The sequence below is a fragment of the Synechococcus sp. MU1611 genome, assembly GCF_020514255.1.
In the GTDB taxonomy this organism is placed as follows: domain Bacteria; phylum Cyanobacteriota; class Cyanobacteriia; order PCC-6307; family Cyanobiaceae; genus Parasynechococcus.
Window position 1 is genome coordinate 375,664 of sequence record NZ_VTLC01000001.1, and the last position, 14,572, is coordinate 390,235.

Genomic DNA, 14,572 nt, shown 5'->3' on the forward strand with positions numbered 1-14,572 from the left:
CTTTCGTCTCGTCTCGTCTCATCTCATCTCATCTCATCTCATCTCATGTTCCGTTCACGTCTTCTGCTTCTGGCTCTTCTGTTGAGTCCCTTGGCGGGTATTTCACCCGCCCAGGCCCATGGATCCCATGGTGGTGGTGGTGAAGAATCTCTAGAAGCTGGTGAATTCAACTTCACGCCGATCGTCACCATCGAAGGTCATGGCGGATTTGATATCAACCTCGAGGGAGATCCCAAGCACTACGCCATTGATGGCATGTTTGGTGGTGTTTTTGAGTGGGGACTCGAAAATGGTGGCTCTATCGTCATTGAGGCTGCTGTAGGTCCCGCACTTGTGTGGGGAGAAGCTGAGCACTTTTATGGAAAAGTGCATGTCCATGATCACGATGACGACCACGACGACCACGACGATCATGATGACCACGATGATCATGACGATCACGATCATCATGACCACGATGACCATCATGATGATCACGACGACCACGATGATCACGACGACCACGATGATCACGACGACCATGATGATCACGACGACCACGATGATCATGACGATCACGATCATGATGGCCACGATGATCATGGTCATGACACCGACTTCAAGCGCACGGATATCAGAGGCTTTCTTCAGGCCCGTTATGCGCCGAATGACCGTTTAAGTGTTGCTCTCTCCTGGAACCCTTATTACGTCACTCAGGATCAAGGCGAAGATATTCAGGGCCTTAAGAATGAACTAGGGGCAAATCTGACCTGGGCTCTTGGTGATGGAGATGTCAACTTTGGCCTAGGCGATGGAATTGAAGATCTGGTGAACGGTGTTTACCTTTCTCTGGATCACCGTCAGGGTTGGGAGTCTGATGGGATGTACGTCGGTAATTACACCGATCCTCGTGTTGGTTTGGGATTCAAATTTGGCGGTGATGAAATCTCGTTGATGATTGAGGCTGGCCCTCGTTTTTATGTCCCTGGCAGCTATGCAGGCTTAGATCCGCGCACAGACTTTGCTGGTGAAATCGAACTCTCTGTTCCCGTCGGCGATGCAACCTTGTTCCTGCATTGGCAGCAAACCTACAGTTGGGAAGATGCTCCGGGCTGGGGTGAAGGGTGGCAGCACCATGTCGGTACTGGTGTGACCTTTGCCTTCTAGGTTTCGGCGATCGGCGGATTTTTAGTTGATCTGGAGGGCATAATTGCCCTCCTTTTTTTGTTCTTGGCTGTCACTCCTGACGTCTTATTTGGGCGTGCTCTTCACTGATTGCTTCCTTTTGATGTTGATCAGTTGAGGCTGCTGGTCAGCCTGCGTTGAGCCATTGCGCTTCGCTGATGCTGTCGTTGATGACCTTGATGATCTGCAAGCTGTCGGAGTTAATCAAGCCGGCATGAGCATTGGTTCGGTTGGGTTGCGTCAGGGTCATCAACAATTGGTTTGTCACTGGGTTCCATTGGATGGGGCTTCCTGCCTTAAGCGTCCAGGGGGCCAGGGCCCGGCGTTGTGACACCTTTCCCTCTTGATTGATCAGCACCAGTTCGTGATTCCCGCGTTGCTGTTCCCAGCGACCAAGAACTGCCCAGACCCTTTCGCCGCGGTTGTCGCAGGCCACCCCAAGTACGGCCTGATCGCCAAGGTGAAGCTGTTTCGGTGCTTTTCCAGGAATCACCAGCTCGATCGAGCGTCTGTAATCCGGCCAATGTCGGATCAGCACAGCCCGTCCGGAGGCGCCGCAGAAGGCACCTAGCTCCCTGCTCCCAGGCAGGATCTGAGGCTTTTGGTTCGTTGTTTCCAGCGCTCGAAGGGTCAGGCCGTCATAGGTGGGCATCACGACGCCACCCCCGGCGGGAAGCAACTGCATCGGCCCGGATGGTTTCAAGGCCAAATGCTTCCGTTTGCCATTGGCCTGCACCAGCAGGGCTTGATCGCTCCCAGGACGGAACCCTCCGCTTTGCACCAGCAGATCGCCATTGAGATTGCTGCTGAGATGAGCGAAGAGCACTTCCCCCTTTAAGAGTGGCTGCGTGCTGCTAACAGTCGGTGGCCCTAAGGCCGCCACGCTGATGGCGGTGCTGCGGGGAGTCAGTTGCTCCCACCACACCTGTTCGGTGCCGTTCTGATCACGCCCCACCAGGGCGATGCCTCGGCCGTTGCCTAATGGCACGACGCTGGGGATGGCAGGCCAGACCCGACTGATGGGAATCCAGCCTCCTGATCGCGTTTGCAGTTGAACCTGCTCGCCGCCTGGCACTGGCCGTGTCGCGATCAGCCAGGGTCTCGGATCCCACCACCATTGCTGCCGATTCAGCAGCAGCTCGCGTTGGTCTTGGCCGGAGAGGGATAGTTCGATCGGGGCCTTAAGCACGACCTTTGAATCGATCACCATCCGCAGGGGTGTTGTCTCCCCCAGCCACTGATGGGCCACGTTCGGTTCCAGTCGGGTGGCGTCGCTGACGCTGGTCCGATTCATCGGTCGACTGAACTGCAAATCCAGTGCCGCGGTGCCGCTCTGCACCTGCTGGGGCTTGAGCTGCACCAGTCGCGGAGTTCGGCGCAGCAGCAGTTGTTGCTGCGCCAGGACTGCAGTGCAGGCCATCAGCATGAGCATCAACAACCGTTGCCTCATGGCTCCAGGGGCCGCTCGGGCCTCTCAATCGGTGTGATGGTTGATGGAACGACGACAGGGATGCGCAGATCCTTCCGGCTTTGCACTGTCATCGTCCCGCTTATGGCTAACCACTGGTTGGTTTTTGGTGTGAACCACTCAGGCCACTCCACTGCCAGGCCAGCGGGTGTGGCGTCGGCAAGGCAACAGCGAACGGTGAGCCTCGCGATCAGCGGTGGACCCTCCGGCTGCCTCCAGACAAATCCGCTGATTCGCACAGGGTTGTCAGCGACAAGATAGGGGTCTGGCTGGCTGCGCAGGTAACGCACCCATTCCGTGAGGCTGCGTTGTTCCGGCGGCAGCACAAACGCCAATTCCGGTGGATCTGGAAGGCCCTGGGGGCGGTTGCTGGCCAGGTCACTAAAGGAGGGGGTCGGCGGCACCATCAAAACCAGCACGCCCATCAAGCCGCTGAGCAGCCAGGGCCATCGCCACCGTTCCCGGCGGCCACCCTTTTCCAGCAAAAGGGCCACTCCCACCATCAGCAACAACAGGCCGGTGACCCCCACCAGGCTGTGAAAGACCCCCCGCAGCAGCAGGTCGAGGCGGCCACTGTGGAAACTCCACAGAAGTGTGAGGCCCCAGAGCACCATCAGGGATCCGCTCTTCAGCACGACCAGCCCCTCACAGCTGCCACAGGTTGATCCACTGACCGATCAGCAGCACCCCAAGACTCGCACTGATCGCAGTGATCACGATGGCCCGTGGGCGCATCAGCACCGTGAAAAGTCCCGCCAGTTTGAGATCAACGACGGGGCCCAGCAACAGAAACGCCAGAAGGGCTCCTGGCGTGATCTGAGCTGCAAATCCGAGGGCGAGAAAGGCATCCACGCTGGAGCAGACCGACACCACGACGGCCAGCAGCATCAAGGCCAGGATCGACGCCGTCGGTGCGCCCCCAACGGCCAAGAGCCAACTGCGCGGCAGCCAGGTCTGCACCAGAGCTGCGATCACACACCCCAGCACCAGCAGGGCCAGGAGATCGAGAAACTCGCGGCAGCTTTGATCCAACACCTGCCAGCCCTTGATCCGTTGGTTGGTGGCTGGGCGTTTTGTTGTGGATGAAGCTCCAATCAGGCCACTGCTGCGCTGCAGCAGCCCCACGTTGCTCAGGGGCTGGCTCATGCGGCGTTCCTCCAGAAGCGCTGTTGCCAGCAGCTGTGTCTCGGGCAATTGCACCAGCAACAGACTCAGCAGGATCGCCAACAGAAAAGCCCCCAATGGTCGGGCCACCAGAAGCCAGGGCTGATCGGGAAAGGCCGCCCAGGTGCTGGCCAGGACGATGGGATTGAGCACCGGCGCAGCAAACAGAAAGCCAAACGCGGTGCCCATTGGGGCACCGCTGGCCAGCAGACGGCGGGCGACCGGGACATTGCCGCATTCGCAGGCCGGCAGTGCAAACCCCATTAAGGCGCCGATGATCGGTGCCAGCACGGGGTTCTTCGGGAGCCTGTCGATCCATGCGCCCGGCGGCACCGCCCATCTGGCCAGCCCCGCGATGGCGACGCCCAGCATCAGGAACGGAATGGCTTCCAACAGCAACCCCTGAAAGATCGCCCAGGCGGTGGCGAGCTTGTCCAAGCGTTCGAGCGGCATGTGCCTTTCAACGTTCCCAGCTCAGGCCACCAATCGGGTGGCGCCGATACGGTTTGTTGATCGGCCTGCCCGGCAGGCTGGAACGATGTTGGCCAGGGCCTTGCGATGGGTTGGTGCTTCTGGATTGATCGCGGCGGCACCTTCACCGATCTGATCGGTCGCGATCCAGAGGGGCGGCTGCATGTGCGCAAGGTGCTGTCTGAGCAGGCGAGTTCTGGAGACCCTGCGGTGTCGGCCATGGTCGCGATGCTGGATTCGGCGTCGTCTGGTGTGGATCTGGGGGACGTCGATGAGGTGCGCCTCGGCACCACTGTCGCCACCAATGCGTTGTTGGAGGGCTGTGGTGCGCCATTGCTTTTGCTCACCAATGCAGGCCTGAGGGATCAGCTGTGGATCGGCGATCAACATCGCGACGATCTGTTCGCTCTTGAGCAACCCAAGCGTCCCTTTCTGGCGGAAACGGTGCTGGAGGTGGCCGGTCGGCTCGATGCGCGGGGTGATGAGGTGGAGCCTTTGGTGCTGGATCAACCGCTGCGGCGGCGTTTGGAGGAGCTGCGCCGGTCCGGTCTCGACGTCGCCGTGGTGACGTTCCTGCATGCCCAGTGCAATCCAGTCCATGAGCAGCGTTGTGCGGCAATGCTGCGCGAGGTTGGCTTTCGCACAGTGGTCTGCTCCCATCAGGTGAGCGTGATGCCCCGCCTGGTGCCGCGGGGGCAGACGGCGTTGGTGGAGGGGGCCGTGCATCCGGTGCTGGATGGCTACCTGCAGCAAGTGCGAGGGGCGCTTGGATCTGCCACGCCACTGCGGGTGATGACTTCCAGCGGAGCGTTGCAGGCTCCGGTCACCTTGCAGGCCAAAGACACCATCCTTTCGGGGCCGGCGGCCGGGATGGTGGGTGCGATCGCGGCGGCGCGGCTTGCCGGTTTTGAAGGGGTACCGGTGCTGGGCTTCGATATGGGGGGGACGTCGACGGATGTGTTCTGCGTGGCTTCCGCTGATGCGCAGGCGTTGCGGCAGGTCAAGGAGCAGACCGAGATCGCCGGCTTGCAGTTGCTGGCCTCCCGCTTGCCGATTGAAACGGTGGCTGCCGGAGGCGGATCGGTGCTGGAGCTGCAGGGGGAGCGCCTGCGGGTGGGTCCCCGCTCCGCGGGGGCGCGACCGGGTCCCGCTTGCTACCGCGCTGGGGGACCGCTCACCATCACCGACGCGAACCTGCTGCTGGGGCGTCTGCAGGTGGCGTGCTTCCCGGCGGTGTTCGGCGCTTGCGCTGATTTGCCCCCGGATGTTGACGTGGTGCGGCGTGCGTTCGCGGATCTTGCTGCAACGCTGGGGCAGACCTCGGAGCGGCTAGCGGCGGGGGCGTTGCAACTGGCGGTGGAAACCATGGCCGCAGCCATTCGCCGCGTTTCGCTGCATCGGGGTGAGGACATCCGTGGCGGGGTGTTGGTGGCCTACGGCGGTGCCGGTGGTCAGCATGCCTGTCGTCTGGCGGATGAACTCGGACTCAACACCGTGCTGTTGCACCCCATGGCCGGTGTTCTCTCCGCCTTTGGCATGGGGCAGGCCCGCCAGCGCTGCCGGCGACAAGTGCATCTCGGCGTTCCGCTGTCCTCCGCCCTGCTGGCTGAGATGCCTCATCAGGTCGAGATGCTGACCCATGAGGCTCAGGAGGAGTTACGTCGCCAGGGCGATGGTGCTGACCTCGACTCTGAGGCGCCGGAGGTCTGGGTCAACCTTGCCCTGCGTTATGCCGCTGCAGAACAGACGTTGGTGCTCACCTGGTCTCCGGACCAAGTTGTTGACGACCTGGTCTCGGCCTTTCAGACGAGCCATCAATTGCGCTTCGGCTACTGCATCGATGCCGATCAGGCTCTGATCGTCGAACAGCTCAATGTTGAGGTCACAGCGCCGCAACAGTTCGATGCGACAGCACCGAATGGGCCGAATGGGATTGCCGAACGAACGTCAGAACTGGCGGGTTTCCAGCTGGTGCCGATGCACCTCGAGCAGAGCGGCTGGACCCAGGTTCCCCTGTACGAGCGCAGCGCCTTGGTGCTGGATCAAAGGATCTCAGGCCCAGCTCTGATCGCCGAATCCACCGGATGCACGGTTCTGGAGGAGGGCTGGCAGGCAAGGGTGGCTCTGGGGGACACGTTGTTGTTGGAGCGCCGGCAGCCTCAGGCCGGTTCGCCATCGCTGGCGGAGGGTGATGCGGACGACCCGCTTCAGGCGGAACTGTTTCGCCACCGCTTCATGGCGATCGCCGAACAGATGGGGGAACAACTGCGGCAGAGCAGCCGATCCGTGAACATTCGCGAGCGCCTGGATTTCTCCTGTGCGTTGTTCGATGCCTCGGGTGCCCTGGTGGCCAATGCCCCCCACATCCCGGTGCATCTGGGATCGATGGGAGACAGCGTGCGTGACCTGCTGGCTCAGGTATCCGCTGGCGATGTTGCACCGCTGCAGCCGGGCGACACGCTGCTCAGCAACGACCCCTTCCACGGCGGCACCCACCTGCCCGATATCACCGCCATATCGCCGGTGTTCTGCAATGGGGATCAGCCCAGCTTCTTTGTGGCCAGTCGTGGCCATCACGCCGATGTGGGCGGAATTGCCCCCGGGTCGATGCCGTCCTTCAGCTGCACCATGGCTGATGAGGGCCTGCTGCTGCGCAACCTGCTGTTTGTTCGCGAGGGCCGGGTCCTCGACGCTGATTTGGAAACGGCGTGGAGCGGAATGGCAACGCCGCCACGCAACCCATCAGAACTGCTGGCCGACCTGCAGGCGCAGGTGGCGGCCAATCAGGCCGGAATTGCGGCGCTGCAACATCTCGTGGAGCGGGAGGGGGAGGTCGTGGTGCAACGGCAGATGACTCTTCTGCAGAGGGATGCAGCAAGCAGTGTTCAGCACCTGTTGTCGCGCCTGACGGACGCCCGTCAGCGGCTTGTGATGGATGACGGCTCATGCCTGGTGGTGGAGGTCAGCCTTGATCGGCAACGCCAACGGCTGCGGTTAGATTTCACCGGAACATCGCCCCAACGGCCGGGCAACTTCAATGCCCCCTTGGCGGTGACGCGCGCGGCCGTGCTGTACGTGATCCGTTGCCTCCTCGACAACGACATCCCCTTGAACGAGGGCTGTTTCGCACCACTCGATCTGGTGGTGCCACCGGGCTGTCTGTTGAATCCGCGTTACCCAGCGGCTGTGGTGGCCGGCAATGTGGAGGTGTCTCAGGCCCTTTGCAATCTGTTGTTCGGTGCCTTTGGTATCCAGGCGGCCGGCCAGGGAACGATGAACAATTTCAGCTTCGGCAATGGGCGCTGTCAGTACTACGAAACGGTGGCCGGTGGCGGTGGAGCTGGGGATGGCTTTGCCGGCTCCGTGGGCCTGCAATCGCACATGACCAACTCAAGGCTGACGGATCCCGAAGTGCTGGAAAGCCGTTATCCCGTGCGGCTGGAATCCTTCGCTGTGCGCTGCGGCAGTGGTGGGAACGGCCGTTGGCCTGGGGGCGACGGCCTGGAGCGCACGATCCGTTTCCTTGAACCGATGTGTGTGTCGTTGATCAGTGGATCCCGGCAGGTGCCTCCGTTCGGGCTCAACGGTGGGTCAAGCGGAGCTTGTGGTGTGAATCTGCGCCTGGACTGTCACGGGGCGGAGCATCCCCTACCCGGTTCTGTTCAGCTGGAGCTCGAGGCTGGCGAGGCCATTCGCATGCTCACTCCAGGGGGAGGTGGCATGGGAGGTTGAAGAGGGATGCCTGGTGGGTTTGTGATGCCGATGCGATCACAGGGCTGGTTGTTGGCACTGCTGCTGAGCTGCAGCCTGACGGGGGTTGCCAAAGCCAACAGCCTGGATCAGCAGGTGTTCCAGCTGCAGCTGGTGATTGATCAGATCCGCCTCGCCCGTTCCGTTGGAGATCGCGTCGGCGTGTGCACTGAATCACGCCGCGCTAACAATCTGTTATTGGAGATTCTTCCCGCCCTGCAACGGCAACGCCCGAGCCTCAATCACGCCGCCTTACAAGACACGATTCTGTTGGGATTTGATGTCTGCTGATCACACGCTCTTGCGGTATTTTTATTTGCGATAATGGGAAAAATCTCGGGCTTGATTTGTCATCAATAAGCGACGAGAAGCTTGTTTTTTGCTCACAAGTTATCGCTGTTTATCCCATTGAAAGACCTAGATCCACGGAGCAAGATCCATGGGTTGTGGTTTTTTCTGCTTTCTACAACGTTCCCTGATTGCCCCAGGGTCTGGTTGGGGATTTGCCTGGTTAAGCGACTTCCCCGCCGGGCTGTTGCAGGAGCTTGAATGCTGAGGACAGCAGGGTGATGCCGAACAGTGTTCCCAAGGCCCAGACACTGTCACTCGGCCACTCGAGCACTAATAACAGGCCGATGCCTGCGGAGAGCAGACCATCGAGGAGCACCAGTCCAGCCATCGGGCCTTTCGACGTTGCGCCCGCAGCGAGCTCCATGATTCCCTCAAACAGCACAACCACTCCCGCGAACAGGGTCAGGCTGATCTCTCCTTCGATCGGGTCGATCAAAATGAAGATCGCTCCACCGATATAGAGAAGAGCCGAGAGCACGCGGAAGAGCTTTCCCGGAGCATTGCCTTGCCCCAGCCGCAGGAGCTGACTCACCCCTGCCGAAAAGGCGATGCCTCCTAAGGCCAGTGTCAGCAGCGTCGCTGAAATGAAGGGGAGAAGGATTGCCGCTACGGCCCCAAGAATCAGCAGCGCTGCTGCGAGTTGCCTCTGGCGGTTGGAGGACATTGCAGCAGCGCGTCTGAATTGACCCTAGGTCTGTTAATGAAAATCAGCATGACAACCCATTGTCGAAGGGCAGCTGCGGATTCAAATTGAGTGCAGTCAGGTTTGTGGCATGGGTTTGCTTCAGACAATTCAAGGACGACTGCTCCAGTACGACTCGCCGTCACGTCAGCTTCAGCAGGCTCATTTCGACGCAGCCCGACGTCTGGCTCAGGCCCAATTTCAGTTCGCTGACGTTGAGTTAAGCCAGCGCCTCTGGCAGGACGTGGCTGATCGAGAGCTGGATGTTGATCGGATCCTGAACCTGCTTTATGGCTGTTGGTTCCAGGAGGATGCGGCAGCGTTGCGCGCTGCCGATGCCGACTATCAGGCGCGTCGCCAGCAGGAGTTGATCCCCGGGGTGTTTGAACACTGCTGAAGTGCTATCGCTTTGTGGATCTCAGCGCTGATTTGCCGGATCTGTTGTTCCAGAGATAGCGCCCGATGGAATGCTCCATCCCGTTGCGCGGCATCTTGTTGATCCCAAAGATCTAGTCTTTGGCCGAGAAGTTGTGTGAGATTGTTGTTGCTGAAGTTTGATGTTGGTTGTTGCATACCAGCATTGTTCTGCAGTTCCTGACTGATTCCAACTGTTGCCTTGGTGTAAACACCGTCAGCATCAGTTCGGTTGCCCCTCCTCTTGGCATGGCGTCCTAAACAGGAGCTGACTGTGGCTCATATGACTTGCCTCAGATATGAACATCGTTGTCTTAGATCGTTCTGATTGGCGGGATGAAGAGCATGTTCGTCTTGTTGATCGCCGGGCTGATCACATTCGTGCGGTGCTGCGGGCTGCGGTAGGCGACAGCATTCGGGTTGGTGAGCTCAATGGCCATTTGGGTCAGGGACGCATCTGCGCGATCGATGCGGATTCAGTGGTATTAAGCGTTGAATTGAGTCAGCCACCGCCGCCGCGACACCGGTTCGACGTCGTTCTGTCGTTGCCGAGGCCCAAGGTGCTGCGCCGTCTGTTCCGCACCGTGGCGGAGTACGGGGTGGCCAATCTTCATCTGATCCACAGCGCCCGAGTGGAAAAGAGCTATTGGCAGTCCCCTTTACTCGCACCGGACAAGGTTCATGACGCGTTGCTGGCCGGGATGGAACGCGCGAGCGACACCGTGGTTCCACAGGTGCATCAGCACAGGCGCTTTCGCCCTTTTGTGGAAGACCAGCTGAAACACCTTTGTGCAGGGCGGCCTTGCTGGATCGCACAGATGGGGGCCTCCCTGGCTCTACGCGACACGCCTGCTGGGGATGCCGTTGTGATGGTGGGTCCCGAGGGTGGTTTGGTTCCCTTCGAATTGGAGTTGGCTCAAGCGGTGATTGCGCAGCCGGTGCATTTGGGATCGCGCACATTGAGTGTGGACACGGCCCTCACCACCGCTTTGGCCCAGGGATGATGGTGGGCGATGTGTTGGTTCAACGGCGGCTGCAATGAACGACCTGGCTGGATTGCGAGCTCTTGTTGAGGATGTCGGTTCTGGCAACGTGATCGATGCCGAGCTGCTCGACGGGTGTCCGGTGGAGGCCCATGAACTCGATGAGATGGATGCGTTCGAGGCCGCCCAGGTCGCCGCCCATTGCTTCGGCCTCCTCTTCGATCACAAGGTGGAGCAGCTGCAGGGGGTCGAGGCTGATCTCGATGCAGGCCTGTGGTCAGGAACTGTTGATGGGTTCGGGTTTCAGATCAGTCGCGATGACGTCGGCGATCTGGTGCTCGATTTTTCGAGCCAGCAATCGTGACGATTGATGAGCTGCGGTGCGACTTGACGGCCCGGCTTGGAGAGGCGGTGGAGGAGGTGTTCACTCGGGATGGTCATCCTGTCGATGACATCACCGAGTTGTATCAGCCTTCCCCGGCTGGCTTTGGTGGTCAGCTTCGCCTGAAACGTGGCCGACGATTGGCTTGGGAGTTATGGCTCGAGGACGGTGACTCCTGGAATTTTCATGCGGCAGAGGTGGTCCAGTAAGGAGTTCTTTAGAGCGTCTGCGGATGCAGGCGACTTGGGCGATAGGAGAGCAGGAATTTCTGCTCTTCATTGGCTTTCCGTTTGACAGCTGTGATCAGGTCTTCCCCTGTGTTCCAGACCCAAATCTGATCGTTGTGGTCCGCTTCTTCAACGCTCGTGCTGAGTGGTGAGCCATGGCGGGCCCGCAATCCGGCCAGCACTTCCGTCATGTCATCGATCGCGAATTCGTAGGCGAGCCATTGCAAGCCCTGGGACTGGCTCAACTCAAACGTGACGCGGGAGACAGGCAGCCGATCAAGCATCACATCTTGAACTTCAAATCTTTCCTGGGGACGATCTCCGATGGGTTTCGCCTGACCCAAATGAGCATCCACCTGCTCCAGAGGCATTCCCCAGGCCAAGCCCTCCACACAGGCTGAGGCCGGGTGCCCAGGAAGAATCACCACAAACACTGCCATTAGGCCAATCAGGAGTGCTCTCAATGGCTGAAGAGCCCCATGACACATTCGCCATTCTGTATCGCCTAACTGTGTATCTCTACGAACAAAACGTGAAGAATGGTGTTCTTCTTGGGCCCTGGTGAGGCCTCTAAATCAAGGTGCTTGAGTCAAAATACTCATCCATGCGTCACTTTCTTTCTTTGGCCCTGGCCGCTTTGATCGCATTGATCGCTCCATCCGTGGTATCAGCTGCAGATGCTGCCCACGGTGAGCAAGTGTTTTCCGCCAATTGCGCGGCTTGCCATATCGGTGGCGGGAACGTTGTGAATGGTCAGCGCACCCTCCAACAAGATGACCTCAAGGCTTATCTCGCCAACTACAACGAGGGTCATGAAGAGGCCATCGCCTATCAGGTGACCAATGGCAAAAACGGTATGCCTGCTTTTGGCCCAAATCTGAGCGCAGCTGAGATTGCTGATGTTGCTGCTTATGTCGAATCCCAGTCGGTAAAAGGCTGGTCCTGAAGGTCTTGACGCTCAGCTCTTCGCAAAGCTGAGCACGATCATCTCCAGTCCATCCCCTGGCTGGGTGACCGGTCAGGGGATTTTTGTATTGAGCATGAATCTCACTCCTATAGTGAAATGCTGGTATCAGCGGGGATCAGCCGCTGATGGAAACGGGGAAAGAGCGGTGTAAATCCGTCGCTGTCCCGCAGCTGTGAAACGCCGGCTCTGCCGACGTCAGTCAGAACGCCCGCCAGGACAACACCGACGAGGATCGACTTTGAATTTTTTGCCCTTGGCCTTTCGTAGGCCATTTCAGATTGCTGCTACGTCACTTACAGCAGTTATCTTGATCGCCAGTCCGGCGTTTGCACACCATCCTTTCGGCATGGGTGACAGCTCTGCACTGACTGCGTGGCAGGGCTTGATCAGTGGCATCGGGCACCCGCTGCTGGGTCCTGACCATCTGTTGTTCCTGTTGGCGATAGCCTTGATCGGGCTGAAACGCCCTCTGGCCTGGGTGGTACCGCTTCTGGCCCTTGGCCTCGGTGGCAGTGTGCTTTCGCAGTTCATTCCGCTGCCTGATGCGATTGCGCCTTGGGCAGAAGCTCTGGTGTCTCTCAGCCTTGTTGCGGAGGGATTGATTGCCCTCACCGTGCTGTCACCGTTCTGGTTGTGCCCGTTGATCGCCCTCCATGGCTTTCTGCTGGGCAGCACGATCGTTGGGGCTGAAGCCACGCCTCTACTGACGTATTTCCTTGGCCTGCTGTTAGGGCAGGGAGCGTTGCTTCTGCTGGTGGCGGCATGGTCCAAAGGGTTGCTGGAGCGTCTTGGCTCCCAAGGCCAGCGGCTGGGTGCCGGAATCTGGATGGGGATCGGCATGGCCTTTGCCTGGGTGGCCCTGATCGACTGATCGGAAGCACTCCTCTTCCAACGTTTGACCCCAGAGATCACATCTGGGGTTTTTTTGTCTCTTCCTTTCGATGAAGTTCCTCCAGCAACTGCTGGTGGCTCCTGCTGCCCTTGGCCTTCTGGCCCCTTTGGCTGTTGTTAACAGCCCCGCAGCCAATGCCGCCGAGCTGAACATCAACGGCGTTTCTGATTACGCCTCTTCCGCTGATCAGGTGACCAGCGTCACCCAATTCTCCGACGTCTACCCCACCGACTGGGCTTATCAGGCTCTGGCGAACCTGGTGGAGCAGTACGGCTGCGTGGCCGGCTACCCCAACGGCACCTTCCGTGGCAACCGGGCCATGACCCGCTACGAAGCGGCTGCCCTGCTGAACGCTTGCCTCGACCGGATCACTGAAGTGACCGACGAGTTGCGTCGCCTGCTCAAGGAATTCGAAACCGAGCTGGCCATCCTCAAGGGTCGCGTTGACGGCCTCGAGGCCCGTGTTGGCGAACTGGAAGCAACCCAGTTCTCCACCACCACCAAGCTGAAAGGCCAAGCCACCTGGGTGTTTGGAGCCAACCGCTTCAAGGGATCCGCCTCACGGCTTCGTTCCGAGAGCACCAAGACATTCGGCGGAACGACGTTCAATTACGACCTTCAGCTGGGGTTGGCGACCTCTTTCAGCGGAAAGGATTTGTTGACCACGGTTTTGCGTGGCGGCAATTTCGACGGCGACGACAACGTCTTCGGCAGTGGTGGGCCGTCGGGTCTGGCAACGCTGGAAACAGCATTTCAGGAGGGCGATCGCCCCAATCTGGTGGCGATTGACAAACTCTTTTATTCCTTCCCGTTGGGTGATGACATCACCATCACAACGGGCCCGATTGTTGGCCAGGAAGACATGCTCGCGGTCTGGCCGAGCGTCTATCCCAGTGATCCAATTCTCGATGTGCTCACGGTGAATGGAGCTCCGGGGGCCTACAACAAAAACAAAGGTGCGGGTGTTGGCATCAGTTGGGCCCTGGAAAGCGGAGCCCGTGCGTCGGCCAATTACGTGGCTGCCAATGGTGCATCGAGCAACACTCGCACTGGCGGTTTCGCCACCGACAAGGCAGGGGGCACCGGCACGCTGCAGCTGGGTTGGGAGGGTGATAACTGGGGTGTGGCTGCGCTCTATTCCAAGGTCCAGAACGGTCAAGACCTGATCGTTTACGCCACACCCTTCGTCAAGGATCAGCTCACAGACAGGGGCGTGACGCATGCCTATGCCCTTGGTGGTTTCTGGCAACCGCTGCAGAGCGGCTGGCTTCCTTCGCTGTCGCTGGGCTGGGGCATCAATCAATCCGAAACCCAGCGCAAAGGCCAGGTGAGCACGAGTCAGTCCTGGACGGTGGGGCTGGAGTGGAATGACGTCTTGATGGAGGGTAATAACGCCGGCATGGCGGTAGGCCAACCCGTCTTCGCGACGGATCTTCGTGGAGGTGACACCCCTGCCGATGGTCAGTTCATCTGGGAGTGGTGGTATCAGTTCCAGGTCACCGACAACATCAGCGTCACGCCTGCGCTGTTCTATCTCTCACGACCCATCGGTGAGCTCACACCCAATGGCTCAACGTTTCAAGAACTGGGCGGCTTGATTAAAACCACCTTTGTGTTCTGAGCGGTGATGACAAGGAAATACAGAGGAATCACTCAA

General features: G+C 59.5%; 15 protein-coding genes and 1 riboswitch. Of the genes, 10 read left to right on the forward strand and 5 right to left on the reverse strand.

The genetic code is table 11. From position 1 onward, the window contains the following. The first annotated feature begins 45 nt into the window (after positions 1 to 45). Positions 46 to 1,146: a hypothetical protein gene (locus FZZ92_RS02150; RefSeq protein WP_226422467.1), complete on the forward strand. Its 1,101-nt coding sequence runs from the start codon at positions 46 to 48 to the stop codon at positions 1,144 to 1,146. Between the two features lie 145 nt (positions 1,147 to 1,291). Here FZZ92_RS02150 and FZZ92_RS02155 read toward each other — a convergent pair whose 3' ends face one another. Genes FZZ92_RS02155 through FZZ92_RS02165 form a run of 3 tightly spaced genes read right to left on the reverse strand, consistent with a single transcriptional unit; the run spans position 1,292 to position 4,249 of the window. After that, a complete protein-coding gene (locus tag FZZ92_RS02155) occupies positions 1,292 to 2,614 on the reverse strand; it encodes a hypothetical protein (protein WP_166017081.1) in 1,323 nt (440 codons plus the stop codon). Then, complete coding sequence (locus tag FZZ92_RS02160) at positions 2,611 to 3,264, reverse strand: TIGR03943 family protein (RefSeq protein WP_226422677.1); 654 nt, start codon at positions 3,262 to 3,264, stop codon at positions 2,611 to 2,613. Before FZZ92_RS02160 ends, FZZ92_RS02155 begins: the two co-directional genes overlap by 4 nt. Before the next feature lie 13 nt (positions 3,265 to 3,277). Further along, on the reverse strand, positions 3,278 to 4,249 hold the full coding sequence (locus tag FZZ92_RS02165; RefSeq protein WP_370520005.1) for a permease: 972 nt from the start codon (positions 4,247 to 4,249) through the stop codon (positions 3,278 to 3,280). 105 nt (positions 4,250 to 4,354) lie between these two features. Between FZZ92_RS02165 and FZZ92_RS02170 the strand changes: the two genes are divergently transcribed. Together FZZ92_RS02170 and FZZ92_RS02175 are read left to right on the forward strand one after the other, a co-directional pair. Then, a complete protein-coding gene (locus FZZ92_RS02170) occupies positions 4,355 to 7,999 on the forward strand; it encodes a hydantoinase B/oxoprolinase family protein (protein WP_226422468.1) in 3,645 nt (1,214 codons plus the stop codon). Between the two features lie 24 nt (positions 8,000 to 8,023). Then, a complete protein-coding gene (locus FZZ92_RS02175; protein ID WP_226422469.1) occupies positions 8,024 to 8,308 on the forward strand; it encodes a hypothetical protein in 285 nt (94 codons plus the stop codon). 220 nt (positions 8,309 to 8,528) lie between these two features. Here FZZ92_RS02175 and FZZ92_RS02180 read toward each other — a convergent pair whose 3' ends face one another. Then, on the reverse strand, positions 8,529 to 9,032 hold the full coding sequence (locus FZZ92_RS02180; RefSeq protein ID WP_115025072.1) for an HdeD family acid-resistance protein: 504 nt from the start codon (positions 9,030 to 9,032) through the stop codon (positions 8,529 to 8,531). Positions 9,033 to 9,141: 109 nt separating this feature from the next. On the opposite strand from FZZ92_RS02180, the gene FZZ92_RS02185 reads away from it, so the two are divergent. The 4 genes from FZZ92_RS02185 to FZZ92_RS02200 all read left to right on the forward strand — a co-directional run bounded on the left by FZZ92_RS02185 (position 9,142) and on the right by FZZ92_RS02200 (position 11,038). Next, a complete protein-coding gene (locus tag FZZ92_RS02185) occupies positions 9,142 to 9,447 on the forward strand; it encodes a hypothetical protein (protein ID WP_226398044.1) in 306 nt (101 codons plus the stop codon). 316 nt (positions 9,448 to 9,763) lie between these two features. Then, the gene (locus FZZ92_RS02190) at positions 9,764 to 10,468 is read left to right on the forward strand and encodes a 16S rRNA (uracil(1498)-N(3))-methyltransferase (protein WP_226422470.1); all 705 of its coding nucleotides are present in this window, start codon (positions 9,764 to 9,766) and stop codon (positions 10,466 to 10,468) included. Between the two features lie 34 nt (positions 10,469 to 10,502). Next, entirely contained in the window at positions 10,503 to 10,811 is a 309-nt protein-coding gene (locus FZZ92_RS02195; RefSeq protein ID WP_226422471.1) for a hypothetical protein, read from the forward strand. Next, positions 10,808 to 11,038 (forward strand): hypothetical protein, encoded by a 231-nt coding sequence (locus FZZ92_RS02200; RefSeq protein WP_226407564.1) that lies wholly within the window; start codon positions 10,808 to 10,810, stop codon positions 11,036 to 11,038. Before FZZ92_RS02195 ends, FZZ92_RS02200 begins: the two co-directional genes overlap by 4 nt. Positions 11,039 to 11,046: 8 nt before the next feature. On the opposite strand, the gene FZZ92_RS02205 is transcribed toward FZZ92_RS02200, so the two are convergent. Continuing rightward, on the reverse strand, positions 11,047 to 11,496 hold the full coding sequence (locus FZZ92_RS02205) for a hypothetical protein (protein ID WP_226422472.1): 450 nt from the start codon (positions 11,494 to 11,496) through the stop codon (positions 11,047 to 11,049). Between the two features lie 164 nt (positions 11,497 to 11,660). Between FZZ92_RS02205 and FZZ92_RS02210 the strand changes: the two genes are divergently transcribed. From FZZ92_RS02210 to FZZ92_RS02220, 3 genes are all read left to right on the forward strand, one after another. After that, on the forward strand, positions 11,661 to 12,002 hold the full coding sequence (locus tag FZZ92_RS02210; protein WP_226398040.1) for a c-type cytochrome: 342 nt from the start codon (positions 11,661 to 11,663) through the stop codon (positions 12,000 to 12,002). Positions 12,003 to 12,106: 104 nt separating this feature from the next. Continuing rightward, a riboswitch (cobalamin riboswitch) is annotated at positions 12,107 to 12,254 on the forward strand. Between the two features lie 115 nt (positions 12,255 to 12,369). Beyond that, positions 12,370 to 12,894 carry a HupE/UreJ family protein gene (locus FZZ92_RS02215; protein WP_255613910.1) on the forward strand — a complete coding sequence of 175 codons (525 nt, stop codon included), beginning with the start codon at positions 12,370 to 12,372 and terminating at the stop codon, positions 12,892 to 12,894. A gap of 70 nt (positions 12,895 to 12,964) precedes the next feature. Then, complete coding sequence (locus tag FZZ92_RS02220) at positions 12,965 to 14,536, forward strand: iron uptake porin (RefSeq protein ID WP_226422474.1); 1,572 nt, start codon at positions 12,965 to 12,967, stop codon at positions 14,534 to 14,536. The last annotated feature ends 36 nt before the right edge of the window (positions 14,537 to 14,572 follow it).